This is a genomic window from Oryzihumus leptocrescens (assembly GCF_006716205.1).
GTDB lineage: Bacteria > Actinomycetota > Actinomycetes > Actinomycetales > Dermatophilaceae > Oryzihumus > Oryzihumus leptocrescens.
The window spans coordinates 2,308,782-2,322,949 of record NZ_VFOQ01000001.1 but is presented as its reverse complement, the minus strand read 5'-3'; the positions used below and the strand labels follow the sequence as shown (position 1 = coordinate 2,322,949).

Annotated in this window: 9 protein-coding genes and 3 rRNA genes; 10 read left to right on the top strand and 2 right to left on the bottom strand. The window is 66.1% G+C overall.

Features of this window, described 5'->3' with window-relative positions:
• Nucleotides 1–29: 29 nt before the first annotated feature.
• Entirely contained in the window at nt 30–488 is a 459-nt protein-coding gene (locus FB474_RS10935) for an SRPBCC family protein (protein ID WP_141788664.1), read from the bottom strand.
• 207 nt (nt 489–695) lie between these two features.
• On the opposite strand from FB474_RS10935, the gene FB474_RS10930 reads away from it, so the two are divergent.
• From FB474_RS10930 to rrf, 9 genes are all read left to right on the top strand, one after another.
• On the top strand, nt 696–980 hold the full coding sequence (locus FB474_RS10930) for a hypothetical protein (RefSeq protein ID WP_141788663.1): 285 nt from the start codon (nt 696–698) through the stop codon (nt 978–980).
• A gap of 3 nt (nt 981–983) precedes the next feature.
• Entirely contained in the window at nt 984–1,799 is an 816-nt protein-coding gene (locus FB474_RS10925; protein ID WP_141788662.1) for a hypothetical protein, read from the top strand.
• Between the two features lie 46 nt (nt 1,800–1,845).
• Nucleotides 1,846–3,765: a fumarate reductase/succinate dehydrogenase flavoprotein subunit gene (locus FB474_RS10920; RefSeq protein WP_141788661.1), complete on the top strand. Its 1,920-nt coding sequence runs from the start codon at nt 1,846–1,848 to the stop codon at nt 3,763–3,765.
• On the top strand, nt 3,762–4,514 hold the full coding sequence (locus FB474_RS10915) for a succinate dehydrogenase/fumarate reductase iron-sulfur subunit (RefSeq protein WP_141788660.1): 753 nt from the start codon (nt 3,762–3,764) through the stop codon (nt 4,512–4,514). Before FB474_RS10920 ends, FB474_RS10915 begins: the two co-directional genes overlap by 4 nt.
• Nucleotides 4,478–5,149 carry a DNA-3-methyladenine glycosylase gene (locus tag FB474_RS10910; RefSeq protein ID WP_246092139.1) on the top strand — a complete coding sequence of 224 codons (672 nt, stop codon included), beginning with the start codon at nt 4,478–4,480 and terminating at the stop codon, nt 5,147–5,149. Before FB474_RS10915 ends, FB474_RS10910 begins: the two co-directional genes overlap by 37 nt.
• Nucleotides 5,150–5,209: 60 nt before the next feature.
• On the top strand, nt 5,210–6,472 hold the full coding sequence (tyrS, locus tag FB474_RS10905) for a tyrosine--tRNA ligase (RefSeq protein ID WP_141788659.1): 1,263 nt from the start codon (nt 5,210–5,212) through the stop codon (nt 6,470–6,472).
• Nucleotides 6,473–7,054: 582 nt separating this feature from the next.
• Nucleotides 7,055–8,580, top strand: a 16S ribosomal RNA gene (locus FB474_RS10900).
• A 419-nt stretch (nt 8,581–8,999) separates the two neighbouring features.
• Nucleotides 9,000–12,107 (top strand): 23S ribosomal RNA (locus FB474_RS10895).
• A 107-nt stretch (nt 12,108–12,214) separates the two neighbouring features.
• Nucleotides 12,215–12,331, top strand: a 5S ribosomal RNA gene (gene rrf, locus FB474_RS10890).
• Together the 16S, 23S and 5S rRNA genes form the textbook arrangement of a ribosomal RNA operon.
• Before the next feature lie 330 nt (nt 12,332–12,661).
• On the opposite strand, the gene FB474_RS10885 is transcribed toward rrf, so the two are convergent.
• Entirely contained in the window at nt 12,662–13,417 is a 756-nt protein-coding gene (locus tag FB474_RS10885) for a hypothetical protein (protein ID WP_141788658.1), read from the bottom strand.
• Between FB474_RS10885 and FB474_RS10880 the strand changes: the two genes are divergently transcribed.
• A complete protein-coding gene (locus FB474_RS10880; RefSeq protein ID WP_141788657.1) occupies nt 13,385–14,161 on the top strand; it encodes a hypothetical protein in 777 nt (258 codons plus the stop codon). The two genes, FB474_RS10885 and FB474_RS10880, sit on opposite strands and share 33 nt — an antisense overlap.
• Nucleotides 14,162–14,168 lie beyond the last annotated feature (7 nt).

Sequence of the window (14,168 nt, the reverse complement as noted above, 5' to 3'; positions counted from 1 at the left end):
CGTGGTTCGGGCCGTTTTCGTGCATCCGGTCAGGGTGGTGCGGGCTGTGAGGGCGCCCCTGACTCCAGGAGCTCCTTGAGCGCCGCCCAGGTGGCCGCCTCCTGCCGGCGGCCGACCCAGCCGAGCACCGGCCCTGCCAGCCTCAGCGCGCCGTGCGGGCGCAGCTCCCAGGACCAGCGCAGGCGCGTCCCGCCGTCGACCGCGACGAACGTCATCGCCCCGCGGACCTCGGCGAAGGCCGACGTCGTCCTCAGCTCCAGCCGGTGCGGCCGTTCGAAGCCGGTGAGCTCGGTGACCATCCGCATCGGTCGCGGCCGCGTGGCCATGTGGGCCTCGAACCGCGTCCCCACCCCGACCGCGCCGTCGGTCACCTTCCGCGACCGCACCATCCGCGGGTTGCATGCCGGTTCGTGGCGTTCGTCCGCGACGTAGTCGAACACCTCGTCCACCGGACGCCGGATGACCGTCTCTCCCTCGACCCTGGCCACGCCCACCCCCTCCTGTCCACCCGCCTGCCTTCGTGAGCGTGGCGTGCGCGGACGGCTGCCGAGGGTGCCCAAGGTCCTGTCTCCGGCCACGCGGGCGGCGCCCGGACACACCCTTTACCCGGAGTTGCTTTACCTGCGCCTGACGGCGCGACAGACTGCGGTCCTGTGACCCGCGACACAGCGGGCCCTCTTCAGGGAGAGGTGCGCATGACGGTCCACGACGATCTGGCAGCGGCGGGCAACCGCGCGGCGGCACTGAGGGAGTCGGTGGTGGTCCTCGCCGGCCGGCTCGGCGACACGATCGACGTGCGCCGGCTCAAGGACGACGTCGGACGGGTCATCGCCGACCTCAACCTCATCGCCCAGGCCAGCCACGAGCGGCTCCCGCAGGGCCAGCCCGGGGAGATCATCTACATCCCCGACGAGGAGTACGACCCCTCGCTGTGGGCCGAGGCCGACGACGAGGCCGCCGGCCCCCGGCCGGGGCGCTGAGGCGTGGCGGGGGCAGATCTGCGCCCCGGCGTGGGCGCACCGGGCCGGGCCCGGATCGACCAGCGCACGCTGCGCGTCGACCGCTGGTGGGTGCAGCCGACCCTGACCGTCGTCGGGCTCGTGGCCTGGCTGGCCTACGCCACGGTGCGCGCCGCGTCCCAGGTCAACTACTGGGTGGCCGACTACCACTACCTCACGCCGTTCGCCTCGCCGTGCCTGTCGACCTCCTGCGCGCCGGGCTCGAGCCACTTCGGCACGCCCTTCGGTGACTTCCCGCCGCTGGTGCCCTACGCGATCCTCACGCTGCCGTTCCTGCTGCTGTTCCGGCTCACCTGCTACTACTACCGCAAGGCCTACTACCGCTCGTTCTGGCTCTCGCCGCCGGCGTGCGCCGTCGCGGAGCCCCACGGGCGCTACACCGGCGAGACGCGCTTCCCGCTCCTCGGTCAGAACCTGCACCGCTACTTCTTCTACGCCGCGGTGCTCATCTCGCTGATCAACACGTATGACGCGCTGGTGGCCTTCCACGGCAAGGACGGCGGGTTCGGGTTCGGCCTGGGCAACGTCATCCTGCTGGCCAACGTGGTGCTGCTGTGGGCCTACACGCTGTCCTGCCACAGCTGCCGCAGCATCATCGGCGGCCGCCTCAACCACTTCAGCAGGCACCCGGTGCGCTACCGGCTGTGGGGCCAGGTGTCGCGGCTCAACCGCCACCACATGGGCCTGGCCTGGACGACGCTGGCCTCGCTGGTGGTGACCGACGCCTACATCGCGCTGGTCGCCTCGGGCTCGCTGTCGGACCTGCGCTTCATCAACTGACGCCGGCCACCGCGCCGACGCACGCTCACAACCGGAGGGGCTGCACGTGACGGACCTGGAACGCCACAGCTACGACGTCGTGGTGATCGGTGCCGGTGGCGCCGGGCTCCGCGCGGCCATCGAGGCGCGCGAGCACGGCCTGCGCACGGCGATCATCTGCAAGTCGTTGTTCGGCAAGGCCCACACCGTCATGGCCGAGGGCGGCATCGCCGCGTCGATGGGCAACGTCAACAGCAACGACAGCTGGCAGGTGCACTTCCGCGACACCCTGCGCGGCGGCAAGTTCCTCAACAACCCCCGCATGGCCGAACTGCACGCCAGGGAGGCGCCGCAGCGGGTGTGGGAGCTGGAGACCTACGGCGCGCTGTTCGACCGCACCGCCGACGGCCGGATCAGCCAGCGCAACTTCGGCGGCCACGAGTACCCCCGCCTGGCCCACGTCGGCGACCGCACCGGCCTGGAGCTCATCCGCACCCTGCAGCAGAAGATCGTCTCGCTGCAGCAGGAGGACGAGCGCGAGACCGGCGACGCCGAGGCACGGCTGAAGGTGTTCGCGGAGCTGACGGTCACCGACCTGCTGCTCGAGGGCGAGGCGGTCTCCGGCGCGTTCGGCTACTGGCGCGAGTCCGGCCGCTTCGTACTGTTCGAGACGCCCACGGTGATCCTGGCGACCGGCGGCATCGGCAAGTCCTTCAAGGTGACCAGCAACTCCTGGGAGTACACCGGCGACGGGCACGCCCTGGCCCTGCGTGCCGGCGCCACGCTGATCAACATGGAGTTCGTCCAGTTCCACCCCACGGGCATGGTCTGGCCGCCGTCGGTCAAGGGCATCCTTGTCACCGAGTCGGTGCGCGGTGACGGCGGCGTGCTGCGCAACTCCGAGGGCAAGCGGTTCATGTTCGACTACGTGCCCGACGTCTTCCGCGGCCAGTACGCCGACACCGAGGAGGAGGCGGACCGGTGGTACAAGGACCCCGACAACAACCTGCGCCCGCCGGAGCTGCTGCCGCGTGACGAGGTGGCGCGGGCGATCAACAACGAGGTCAAGGAGGGCCGCGGCACCCCGCACGGCGGCGTCTTCCTCGACGTGTCGACCCGCCTGCCCGCCGAGGAGATCATCCGGCGGCTGCCCTCGATGCACCACCAGTTCAAGGAGCTCGCCGACGTCGACATCACGGCCGAGCCGATGGAGGTCGGCCCGACCTGCCACTACGTCATGGGCGGTGTGGAGGTCGACGCCGACACCGCTGCCACCCGCGTCCCAGGCCTGTTCGCGGCCGGTGAGGTGGCCGGAGGCATGCACGGCTCGAACCGCCTCGGCGGCAACTCCCTGTCCGACCTGCTCGTCTTCGGCCGGCGCGCAGGAGCCGGCGCCGCGGCATACCTGGAGTCGTTGGGCGACAAGCGTCCCGCGGTCTCCGAGGGTGACCTCGACGCCGCCGCGACGGTGGCGCTGGCGCCGTTCGGCAACGACGGCGGGGAGAACCCCTACACGCTGCACCAGGAGCTGCAGCAGTCGATGAACGACCTGGTCGGCATCATCCGCCGGGAGGGTGAGATGCGCGAGGCGCTCGAGCGCCTGGCCGAGCTGCGCCGCCGGGCCTCGGTCGTGGGGGTCGAGGGCCACCGGCAGTTCAACCCGGGCTGGCACCTGGCGCTCGACCTGCGCAACATGCTCGCGGTGAGCGAGTGCGTCGCCCGCGCGGCACTGGAGCGCACCGAGAGCCGCGGCGGCCACACCCGCGAGGACCACCCCTCGATGGACCCGGCCTGGCGTGGGGTCAACCTCGTGTGCAGCCAGCGCGTCGACGGCGGGATCGACCTCGTGCACCAGCCGGTGCCGGCGATCCGGCGCGACCTGCTGGAGCTGTTCGACCGCAAGGAGCTGGCCAAGTACCTCACCGAGGAGGAGCTGGCGGTGCTCGACGCCCCGGCGCCCTCTCCCGAGCAGGGGAGCGAGTCATGAGCTACGACGGGCGTTTCCGCGTCTGGCGGGGTGACGCCGACGGCGGCGACCTGGCCGACTTCACCGTCGAGGTCAACGAGGGCGAGGTGGTCCTCGACATCATCCACCGGCTCCAGGCGACCCAGGCCCCCGACCTCGCCGTCCGCTGGAACTGCAAGGCGGGCAAGTGCGGCTCGTGCAGCGCGGAGATCAACGGCCGGCCCCGGCTGATGTGCATGACCCGCATGAGCACCTTCGAGGAGGGCGAGACGGTCACGGTCACGCCGCTGCGCGCGTTCCCGGTGATCCGTGACCTGGTCACCGACGTCTCCTTCAACTACGAGAAGGCCCGCGCCGTGCCGGCGTTCGCGCCGCCGGCCGACCTCGCGCCCGGCGACTACCGGATGCAGCAGGTCGACGTCGAGCGCTCGCAGGAGTTCCGCAAGTGCATCGAGTGCTTCCTGTGCCAGGACGTCTGCCACGTGATCCGCGACCACGAGGACAACAAGCAGGCGTATGCCGGGCCGCGCTTCCTCATGCGCATCGCCGAGCTCGACATGCACCCGCTCGACCAGGCCGACCGGCGCCAGGCGGCCCAGCACGAGCACGGACTCGGCCTGTGCAACATCACCAAGTGTTGCACGGAGGTCTGCCCCGAGCACATCAAGATCACCGACAACGCGCTGATCCCCCTCAAGGAGCGGGTGGTCGACCACTCGTACGATCCGTTGGTGTGGCTCGGTTCGAAGATCCGGCGTCGGCGCGACTGAGCGCGCCGGCGGGGGAGCGGCTGCGCCGGGAGTTCTTCGACCGTCCCGTGCTCGAGGTGGCCCCCGACCTGCTCGGCTGCACCGTCACCCACGCCGGCGTCACCGTGCGGCTCACCGAGGTCGAGGCGTATGCCGGGGAGCAGGACCCCGGCTCGCACGCCTTCCGGGGACCCACCCCGCGCACGCAGGTGATGTTCGGCCACCCCGGTGGCCTCTACGTCTACTTCACCTACGGCATGCACTGGTGCGCCAACCTCGTCTGCGGCCCCGAGGGTCACGCCAGCGCGGTGCTGCTGCGGGCCGGCGAGGTCGTCGCCGGTGAGGACGTGGCCGCCGACCGGCGCGCCGGGATCGCCCGCCGGGACTGGGCCCGCGGCCCGGCGCGGCTGGCCACGACGCTGGCGCTGTCCGGCGACCAGGACGGCCTCGACGTGTGTGCCCCCGACTCGCCGGTGGTCGTCGGTCCGCGGGTCGGCGCGGTGGAGGTTCACCGCGTGCGGACCGGGCCGCGGGTGGGCGTCAGCGGGGCCGGCGGCGACGGCGCGGCATACCCCTGGCGGTTCTGGGTGGAGGGGGAGGCGAGCGTCTCGGCATACCGTCCGGGCAAACCGCGTCGCCGGCCCGACGCGTCGTAGGGCAGGCTGTGACCTGACCGGCGTCCGGCCGGGTCGGACCACAGAAGGGAACGAAGCACCGTGAGCGACATCCTCGACGAGCTGCAGTGGCGAGGGTTGGTGGCACAGACCACCGACGAGGCCTCGCTGCGCGAAGCACTCGCCGACGGGCCGATCACGGCGTATTGCGGGTTCGACCCGACCGCGCCCTCGCTGCACTTCGGCAACCTGGTGCAGCTGGTCGTGCTGCGCCACCTCCAGCGTGCCGGGCACCGGGTGATCTGCCTGGTCGGCGGGTCCACCGGCCTCATCGGCGACCCGCGGCCCACAGCGGAGCGGGTGCTCAAGACCAAGGAGCAGACCGCGCAGTGGGTGGCCACCATCCAGCACCAGGTGCAGCCGTTCCTCGATGCCGAGGGCGACAACCCGGCCGTCTTCGTCAACAACCTGGACTGGACCGAGGGCCTGTCCGCGCTCGACTTCCTGCGCGACATCGGCAAGCACTTCCGGGTCAACCAGATGGTCAGGAAGGAAGCGATCTCGGCTCGGCTGAGGTCGGAGGAGGGGATCTCCTACACCGAGTTCAGCTACCAGCTGCTCCAGGGGCTGGACTACCTCCAGCTCTTCCGGGACTACGGCTGCACGCTCCAGACCGGTGGCAACGACCAGTGGGGCAACCTCACCGCCGGCTCCGACCTGATTCACCGGGTCGAGGGGAAGTCCGTCCACCTGCTCACGACGCCGCTGCTGACCGACAGCTCCGGCGAGAAGTTCGGCAAGAGCGCAGGCAACGCGATCTGGCTCTCGCCGGAGATGACCAGCCCCTACGCCTTCTACCAGTACTGGATCAACGTCGAGGACGCCTCGGTGATCACGTTGCTCAAGGTGTTCACCGACCGGACCAGGGAGGAGATCGACGAGCTGGAGAAGGCGGTGGCCGAGCGTCCCTTCGCCCGCGAGGCGCAGAAGGCGCTGGCCGCCGACGTGACCACGCTCGTGCACGGCGCCGAGGCGACGGCCGCGGTCAGGGCGGCCAGCGAGGCGCTCTTCGGCAAGGGTGACCTGTCGGCCCTGGACGCCCGGACCCTGGCCGACGCGACGGCCGAGCTGCCCGGCGGCACCGTCGCGGTGGGTGACTCCGTGGTCGACGCCCTGGTGGCGACCGGCCTGGTGGACGGCCGCAAGGCCGCGCGCCGGGTGATCGGCGAAGGCGGTGCCTCGGTCAACAACGTCAAGGTGACCGACGAGGACGCGGTGCTGGGGGAGGGCGACTTCCTGCACGGCCAGGTCGCGCTGCTGCGCCGGGGCCGCAAGTCCCTCGCCGCGGCTCGGCTCGCGAGCTGACCTCCGTGACGCCGGCGCTGCCGGCCCGATGACGCGGCACGCTGACGCCCCCTCCGGGACCCTCCGGAGGGGGCGTCAGTGCGTTGACCAGCGGATTTGTTGATCCGGCAAGGAGGCCCGTAAAGTTCTCGACGTCAGCCCGACAGGGAGGAACGGACACCACCGCAGCGGAGCGCAAGCACCGCGCGAAGTAGGCCGGTCCCGGGGATGACACTCCACCGCAAGGCTCCGGTTCGCCGGGGCTGCCCGGAGCCCGGAACGGGGTTCGGGATCGGCTCGAGAGCCTGATACAGTGGAGAAGTTGGCCCGGACGCCGCAGGGCGCGGAGGCCGACACCAAACGAACGGTAGCCCCGGATCCAGGCTTGGGTGTCTGGTGATGGTGCGCGTCCGGTCCTTGAGAACTCAACAGCGTGCCAAAAATCGATGCCAATTACCTCGTCCCGGCGTCCCTTGGGGTGTCGGACGAATTTCCTTTGGTTGATTGAATTCAAGTCCAGCGGGCTTGGTTCTGTTTCAGCCGGATTTTTAACCCTTCGGGGTCTGTTTTCCCGCGGTCTTTCGGGACTGTGGGTGGCAAACATCAACGGAGAGTTTGATCCTGGCTCAGGACGAACGCTGGCGGCGTGCTTAACACATGCAAGTCGAACGGTGACCTGGGGAGCTTGCTTCCTGGTGATCAGTGGCGAACGGGTGAGTAACACGTGAGTAACCTGCCCCTCACTCTGGGATAACTCCGGGAAACCGGGGCTAATACCGGATATGACACAGACAGGCATCTGTACTGTGTGGAAAGTTTTTCGGTGGGGGATGGACTCGCGGCCTATCAGCTTGTTGGTGAGGTAGTGGCTCACCAAGGCGACGACGGGTAGCCGGCCTGAGAGGGCGACCGGCCACACTGGGACTGAGACACGGCCCAGACTCCTACGGGAGGCAGCAGTGGGGAATATTGCACAATGGGCGAAAGCCTGATGCAGCGACGCCGCGTGAGGGATGAAGGCCTTCGGGTTGTAAACCTCTTTCAGTACCGAAGAAGCGCAAGTGACGGTAGGTACAGAAGAAGCACCGGCTAACTACGTGCCAGCAGCCGCGGTAATACGTAGGGTGCGAGCGTTGTCCGGAATTATTGGGCGTAAAGAGCTTGTAGGCGGTTTGTCGCGTCTGCTGTGAAATTTCGGGGCTTAACCCCGAACTTGCAGTGGGTACGGGCAGACTAGAGTGTGGTAGGGGAGACTGGAATTCCTGGTGTAGCGGTGAAATGCGCAGATATCAGGAGGAACACCGATGGCGAAGGCAGGTCTCTGGGCCATAACTGACGCTGAGAAGCGAAAGCATGGGGAGCGAACAGGATTAGATACCCTGGTAGTCCATGCCGTAAACGTTGGGAACTAGGTGTGGGTCTCATTCCACGAGATCCGTGCCGCAGCTAACGCATTAAGTTCCCCGCCTGGGGAGTACGGCCGCAAGGCTAAAACTCAAAGGAATTGACGGGGGCCCGCACAAGCGGCGGAGCATGCGGATTAATTCGATGCAACGCGAAGAACCTTACCAAGGCTTGACATGTACCGGAAACGTGCAGAGATGTGCGCCCCGCAAGGTCGGTACACAGGTGGTGCATGGTTGTCGTCAGCTCGTGTCGTGAGATGTTGGGTTAAGTCCCGCAACGAGCGCAACCCTCGTTCTATGTTGCCAGCACGTGATGGTGGGGACTCATAGGAGACTGCCGGGGTCAACTCGGAGGAAGGTGGGGATGACGTCAAATCATCATGCCCCTTATGTCTTGGGCTTCACGCATGCTACAATGGCCAGTACAAAGGGCTGCGAAACCGCGAGGTGGAGCGAATCCCAAAAAACTGGTCTCAGTTCGGATTGGGGTCTGCAACTCGACCCCATGAAGTCGGAGTCGCTAGTAATCGCAGATCAGCAACGCTGCGGTGAATACGTTCCCGGGCCTTGTACACACCGCCCGTCAAGTCACGAAAGTCGGTAACACCCGAAGCCGGTGGCCCAACCCCTTGTGGGAGGGAGCTGTCGAAGGTGGGACTGGCGATTGGGACTAAGTCGTAACAAGGTAGCCGTACCGGAAGGTGCGGCTGGATCACCTCCTTTCTAAGGAGCACTGGCACCCCGCTCGTCACCGGTTGGTGGTGGGTGGATCGTGGTGTCCAGGTGGCCCGCCTCGACCGAACGCGTCGAGGGGGTTGCTCAAGGGTGGAACATCGATTAGTTGGCGCCGGCCGGTCGTGGCCGCACGAGTACAGCCTCAGCTTCTTCTTCGGGAGCGGTGGGGAGTGGAAAGTGCTTCACGGCCTGGGTGGCGCCTGGCACGTTGTTGGGTCCTGAGGGGTCGGGCGTTGAGCCTGTTCTTCTCGGATCGGTCCTCACCGTCAGCTGTTGGCTGGGGTGGGGGCGGGTTCTGGGCCTCACTGCATCTCGAACCGCCATGGCCTTGGGTCGTGGTAGGCGGGTGAGCTGGTGGGGTGCCGCCCGTATGTTGAGAACTACACAGTGGACGCGAGCATCTTTGTGGCCAAGTTTTTAAGGGCACACGGTGGATGCCTTGGCACCAGGAACCGAAGAAGGACGTAGGAATCTGCGATAAGCCTCGGGGAGTCGATAACCAGACTGTGATCCGAGGATTTCCGAATGGGGAAACCCGGCTGGAGGCAAGTCCAGTCACCCGCATCTGAACACATAGGGTGCGTGGAGGGAACGTGGGGAAGTGAAACATCTCAGTACCCACAGGAAGAGAAAGCAACCGCGATTCCGTGAGTAGTGGCGAGCGAAAGCGGATGAGGCTAAACCGGGCGTGTGTGATAGCTGGTAGGCGTTGCACGTTCGGGGTCGTGGGACGACCCGCACAGGGCTACTGACCTGTGAAGGAGTGAGAAATCTGCGTCATAGTCGAAGGGTCTTGAATGGCCCGGCACAGAGGGTGCGACCCCCGTAGACGAAATGGTGTGGACTCCTGGGTTGTATCCCAAGTAGCACGGGGCCCGAGAAATCCCGTGTGAATCTGGCGGGACCACCCGCTAAGCCTAAATATTCCCTGGTGACCGATAGCGGACAAGTACCGTGAGGGAAAGGTGAAAAGTACCCCGGGAGGGGAGTGAAATAGATCCTGAAACCGTGTGCTTACAATCCGTCGGAGCCTCCGTGTGGGGTGACGGCGTGCCTTTTGAAGAATGAGCCTGCGAGTTAGTGCTCCGTGGCGAGGTTAACCCGTGTGGGGAAGCCGTAGCGAAAGCGAGTCCGAACAGGGCGTTGTTAGTCGCGGGGTCTAGACCCGAAGCGAAGTGATCTACCCATGGCCAGGTTGAAGCGCGGGTAAGACCGCGTGGAGGACCGAACCCACTTAGGTTGAAAACTGAGGGGATGAGCTGTGGGTAGGGGTGAAAGGCCAATCAAACTTCGTGATAGCTGGTTCTCCCCGAAATGCATTTAGGTGCAGCGTCACGTGTTTCTTGCCGGAGGTAGAGCTACTGGATGGCTGATGGGCCTCACCAGGTTACTGACGTCAGCCAAACTCCGAATGCCGGTAAGTGAGAGCGTGGCAGTGAGACTGCGGGGGATAAGCTCCGTAGTCGAGAGGGAAACAGCCCAGACCACCAGCTAAGGTCCCTAAGCGTGTGCTAAGTGGGAAAGGATGTGGAGTTGCTGTGACAACCAGGAGGTTGGCTTAGAAGCAGCCACCCTTTAAAGAGTGCGTAATAGCTCACTGGTCAAGTGATTCCGCGCCGACAATGTAGCGGGGCTCAAGCACACCACCGAAGCTGTGGCATTGACACTTTGCCCGGCCAGACTTGTCTGGTCCAAGCGTGTTGATGGGTAGGGGAGCGTCGTGTGGCGGGTGAAGCGGCGGAGTGATCCAGCCGTGGACGCTACACGAGTGAGAATGCAGGCATGAGTAGCGAATGACGGGCGAGAAACCCGTCCGCCGAATAACCAAGGGTTCCAGGGTCAAGCTAATCTGCCCTGGGTAAGTCGGGACCTAAGGCGAGGCCGACAGGCGTAGTCGATGGACATCGGGTTGATATTCCCGAACCGGCGAAGAACCGCCCATATCGAACCATGTGATGCTAAGCGCCCAAAGCAAGCTGCTGATGCCTTCGGGCTAGGTGGTTTGTGGCGGCCGTGACCCGAGCATGTAGTAGGTAAGCGATGGAGTGACGCAGGAAGGTAGCCTCCGCGTGGCGATGGTTGTCCACGTCTAAAGGTGTAGGGCGAGAGGTAGGCAAATCCGCCTCTCACGTAGCCTGAGACCCCATAGTGACCGCGTTAGCGGGAAGAGGGTGATCCTATGCTGCCAAGAAAAACTTCTAGCGAGGTTCGAGCCGCCCGTACCCCAAACCGACTCAGGTGGTTAGGTAGAGAATACCAAGGCGATCGAGTGAATCGTGGTTAAGGAACTCGGCAAAATGCCCCCGTAACTTCGGGAGAAGGGGGGCCCGGATCGTGACCCCACTTGCTGGGTGAGCGTGAACGGCCGCAGAGACCAGGGAGAAGCGACTGTTTACTAAAAACACAGGTCCGTGCGAAGTCGCAAGACGATGTATACGGACTGACGCCTGCCCGGTGCTGGAACGTTAAGGGGACCGGTTAGCCTCACGGCGAAGCTGAGAACTTAAGCGCCAGTAAACGGCGGTGGTAACTATAACCATCCTAAGGTAGCGAAATTCCTTGTCGGGTAAGTTCCGACCTGCACGAATGGCGTAACGACTTCTCCACTGTCTCAACCACGAACTCGGCGAAATTGCACTACGAGTAAAGATGCTCGTTACGCGCAGCAGGACGGAAAGACCCCGGGACCTTTACTACAGCTTGGTATTGGTGTTCGGTACGGCTTGTGTAGGATAGGTGGGAGACTGTGAAGCATGCACGCCAGTGTGTGTGGAGTCAACGTTGAAATACCACTCTGGTCGTTCTGGATATCTAACCTCGGTCCGTGATCCGGATCAGGGACAGTGCCTGGTGGGTAGTTTAACTGGGGCGGTTGCCTCCTAAAAGGTAACGGAGGCGCCCAAAGGTTCCCTCAGCCTGGTTGGCAATCAGGTTTCGAGTGTAAGTGCACAAGGGAGCTTGACTGCGAGACAGACATGTCGAGCAGGGACGAAAGTCGGGACTAGTGATCCGGCGGTGGCTTGTGGAAGCGCCGTCGCTCAACGGATAAAAGGTACCCCGGGGATAACAGGCTGATCTTGCCCAAGAGTCCATATCGACGGCATGGTTTGGCACCTCGATGTCGGCTCGTCGCATCCTGGGGCTGGAGTAGGTCCCAAGGGTTGGGCTGTTCGCCCATTAAAGCGGTACGCGAGCTGGGTTTAGAACGTCGTGAGACAGTTCGGTCCCTATCCGCTGTGCGCGTAGGAAACTTGAGAAGAGCTGTCCCTAGTACGAGAGGACCGGGATGGACGAACCTCTGGTGTGTCAGTTGTCCTGCCAAGGGCACCGCTGATTAGCTACGTTCGGAAGTGATAACCGCTGAAAGCATCTAAGCGGGAAGCACGCTTCAAGATGAGGTTTCCATGGGCTTTGCCCGAGAGGCTCCCAGCTAGACTACTGGGTTGATAGGCCGGATGTGGAAGCACAGCAATGTGTGGAGCTGACCGGTACTAATAAGCCGATAACTTGATACAAAGATGCTACGCGTCCACTGTGTGGTTCCCGAGATACGGTCGGGAAACCACAAACTGAAGACAACAAAGACTTTGTTTGTGACTTGCCGGTAACCGCTCGAACGGGTTACGGCGGCCATAGCGAAGGGGAAACGCCCGGTCCCATTCCGAACCCGGAAGCTAAGCCCTTCAGCGCCGATGGTACTGCACTGGTGACGGTGTGGGAGAGTAGGACGCCGCCGGACAAACATTCACAGAGATCGCCCACCCGGGTCACCGGGTGGGCGATTTCTGCATTCCGGGGTCCCGTGAAAGACTGGGAGGCAACCCCCTTTTCCAGCCACCCCAGACGGGTGGACAGGTCCGTGTGCGCCCGTGAGGATGACGCCAGGACCAGACGCACGAATGGAGTCTCCGTGTCTGACGACCAGCCTGCCCGCAGGGATCGCGACGAGGACCGTCAGTCCCGTGGTCCTGGCCGGCCGCCCCGCGACAGCCGCCCTGGCGGCAGCCGCTGGGGGTCGCCGCAGGGTGCTGGGCGATCGGGGGACGCCCGCCGCGGCGAGGGGGACAGTTCAGCCGGGCGTGGCGCCGGAGGCCGGGGTGGCCCCGCAGGGCGCGGCCGTCCCGGTCAGGGCGAGCGCCGTGAGGGTGGTTACCGGGGCTCGGACCGTCGTGACGGCGGAGATCGTGGGGAGGGCTATCGTTCCGGCCCCCGGCAGGGTGGTGGCGGCCAGGGTGGTTACCGCGGCCCGCGTGAGGACTCCCGAGGTGGCTACTCCGGTGGTGAGCGTCGGGACGATCGCCGCCAGGGTGGGTACTCCCGTGACGACCGTGACCGCGGTGGTTACTCGGGTGGTGAGCGTCGGGATGACCGTCGTCAGGGCGGTTACTCGCGTGACGACCGTGACCGCGGTGGCTACTCCGGTGGTGAGCGTCGGGATGACCGTCGCCAGGGTGGCTACTCGCGCGAGGACTCCCGGGGCGGTCGTGACGACCGTCGCCAGGGTGGGTACTCCCGTGACGACCGTGACCGCGGCGGCTACTCGGGTGGCGAGCGACGTGACGACCGTCGCCAGGGCGGCTACTCCCGTGACGACCGTGACCGCGGCGGCTACTCGCGCGATGACTCCCGGGGCGGTCGTGACGACCGTCGCCAGGGTGGCTACTCCCGTGACGACCGCGGCGGGCGCCCCGCTGGCTCCGGTGGTCGTGGCGGCGGTGGGTTCCGTCGTGACGAGGGTGACCGTGGCGGCCGCGCCGGCGCACCGCGTGGTCCCCGAGGCGCAGATGCGCCGATGCGGGGCGGCCGCGACGAAGGCCCTGAGCACCGCGGTGGTTCGCGCCTGGCCCCGAAGTCGCCGCGCCTGCCGGAGCCGGCCATCGCCGAGGGCGTGACCGGCCACGAGCTGGACCGCTCTGTGAAGAACCAGCTGCGCACGCTGAGCAAGGAGAACGCCGAAGGCGTGGCGCAGCACCTGGTCATGGTCGCCACCCTGCTGGACACCGACATCGAGGCGGCCGAGGCTCACGCCGAGACCGCCGTCCGTCGCGCCGGCCGGGTGCCGGCCGCCCGCGAGGCGATGGGCCTGGTGGCCTACCGCAAGGGCGACTGGGCGAAGGCGCTCAGCGAGTTCCGTACGGCACGGCGCCTGTCCGGGTCCTCGCACATGCTCCCGCTCATGGTCGACGCCGAGCGCGGGCTCGGACGTCTCGACCGGGCGCTGGACCTCGCCGCCTCGCCCGAGGCCAGGTCACTGCCGCTGGACGAGCGGATCGAGCTCGCGATCGTGGTGTCGGGCATCCGTCGCGACCTCGGTCAGCTCGAGGCGGCCGCGGTGGGGCTGGAGATCCCGCAGCTGCGGCCGACCGCCAGCCCCAAGCCGTGGACGGCGCGCCTCTTCTACGCCTACGCCGAGGCCAAGCTGGCCCTGGGTGACACCCAGAGCGCCCGGGACTGGTTCGCCCGTGCCGCCGACGCCGACCTCGAGGGAGAGACCGACGCCGATGAGCGGCTGGCCGACCTCGACGGCGTCCACGTCACCGACCTGCTCGAGGACCTCGACGACGAGTGACCCCGGG

Excerpts from the sequence above, each read along its gene's own strand:
- FB474_RS10915 (WP_141788660.1), top strand. The coding sequence starts at position 3,762 with ATGAGCTACGACGGGCGTTTCCGCGTCTGGCGGGGTGACGCCGACGGC.
- FB474_RS10880 (WP_141788657.1), top strand. The coding sequence starts at position 13,385 with ATGCGGGGCGGCCGCGACGAAGGCCCTGAGCACCGCGGTGGTTCGCGC.
- FB474_RS10930 (WP_141788663.1), top strand. The coding sequence starts at position 696 with ATGACGGTCCACGACGATCTGGCAGCGGCGGGCAACCGCGCGGCGGCA.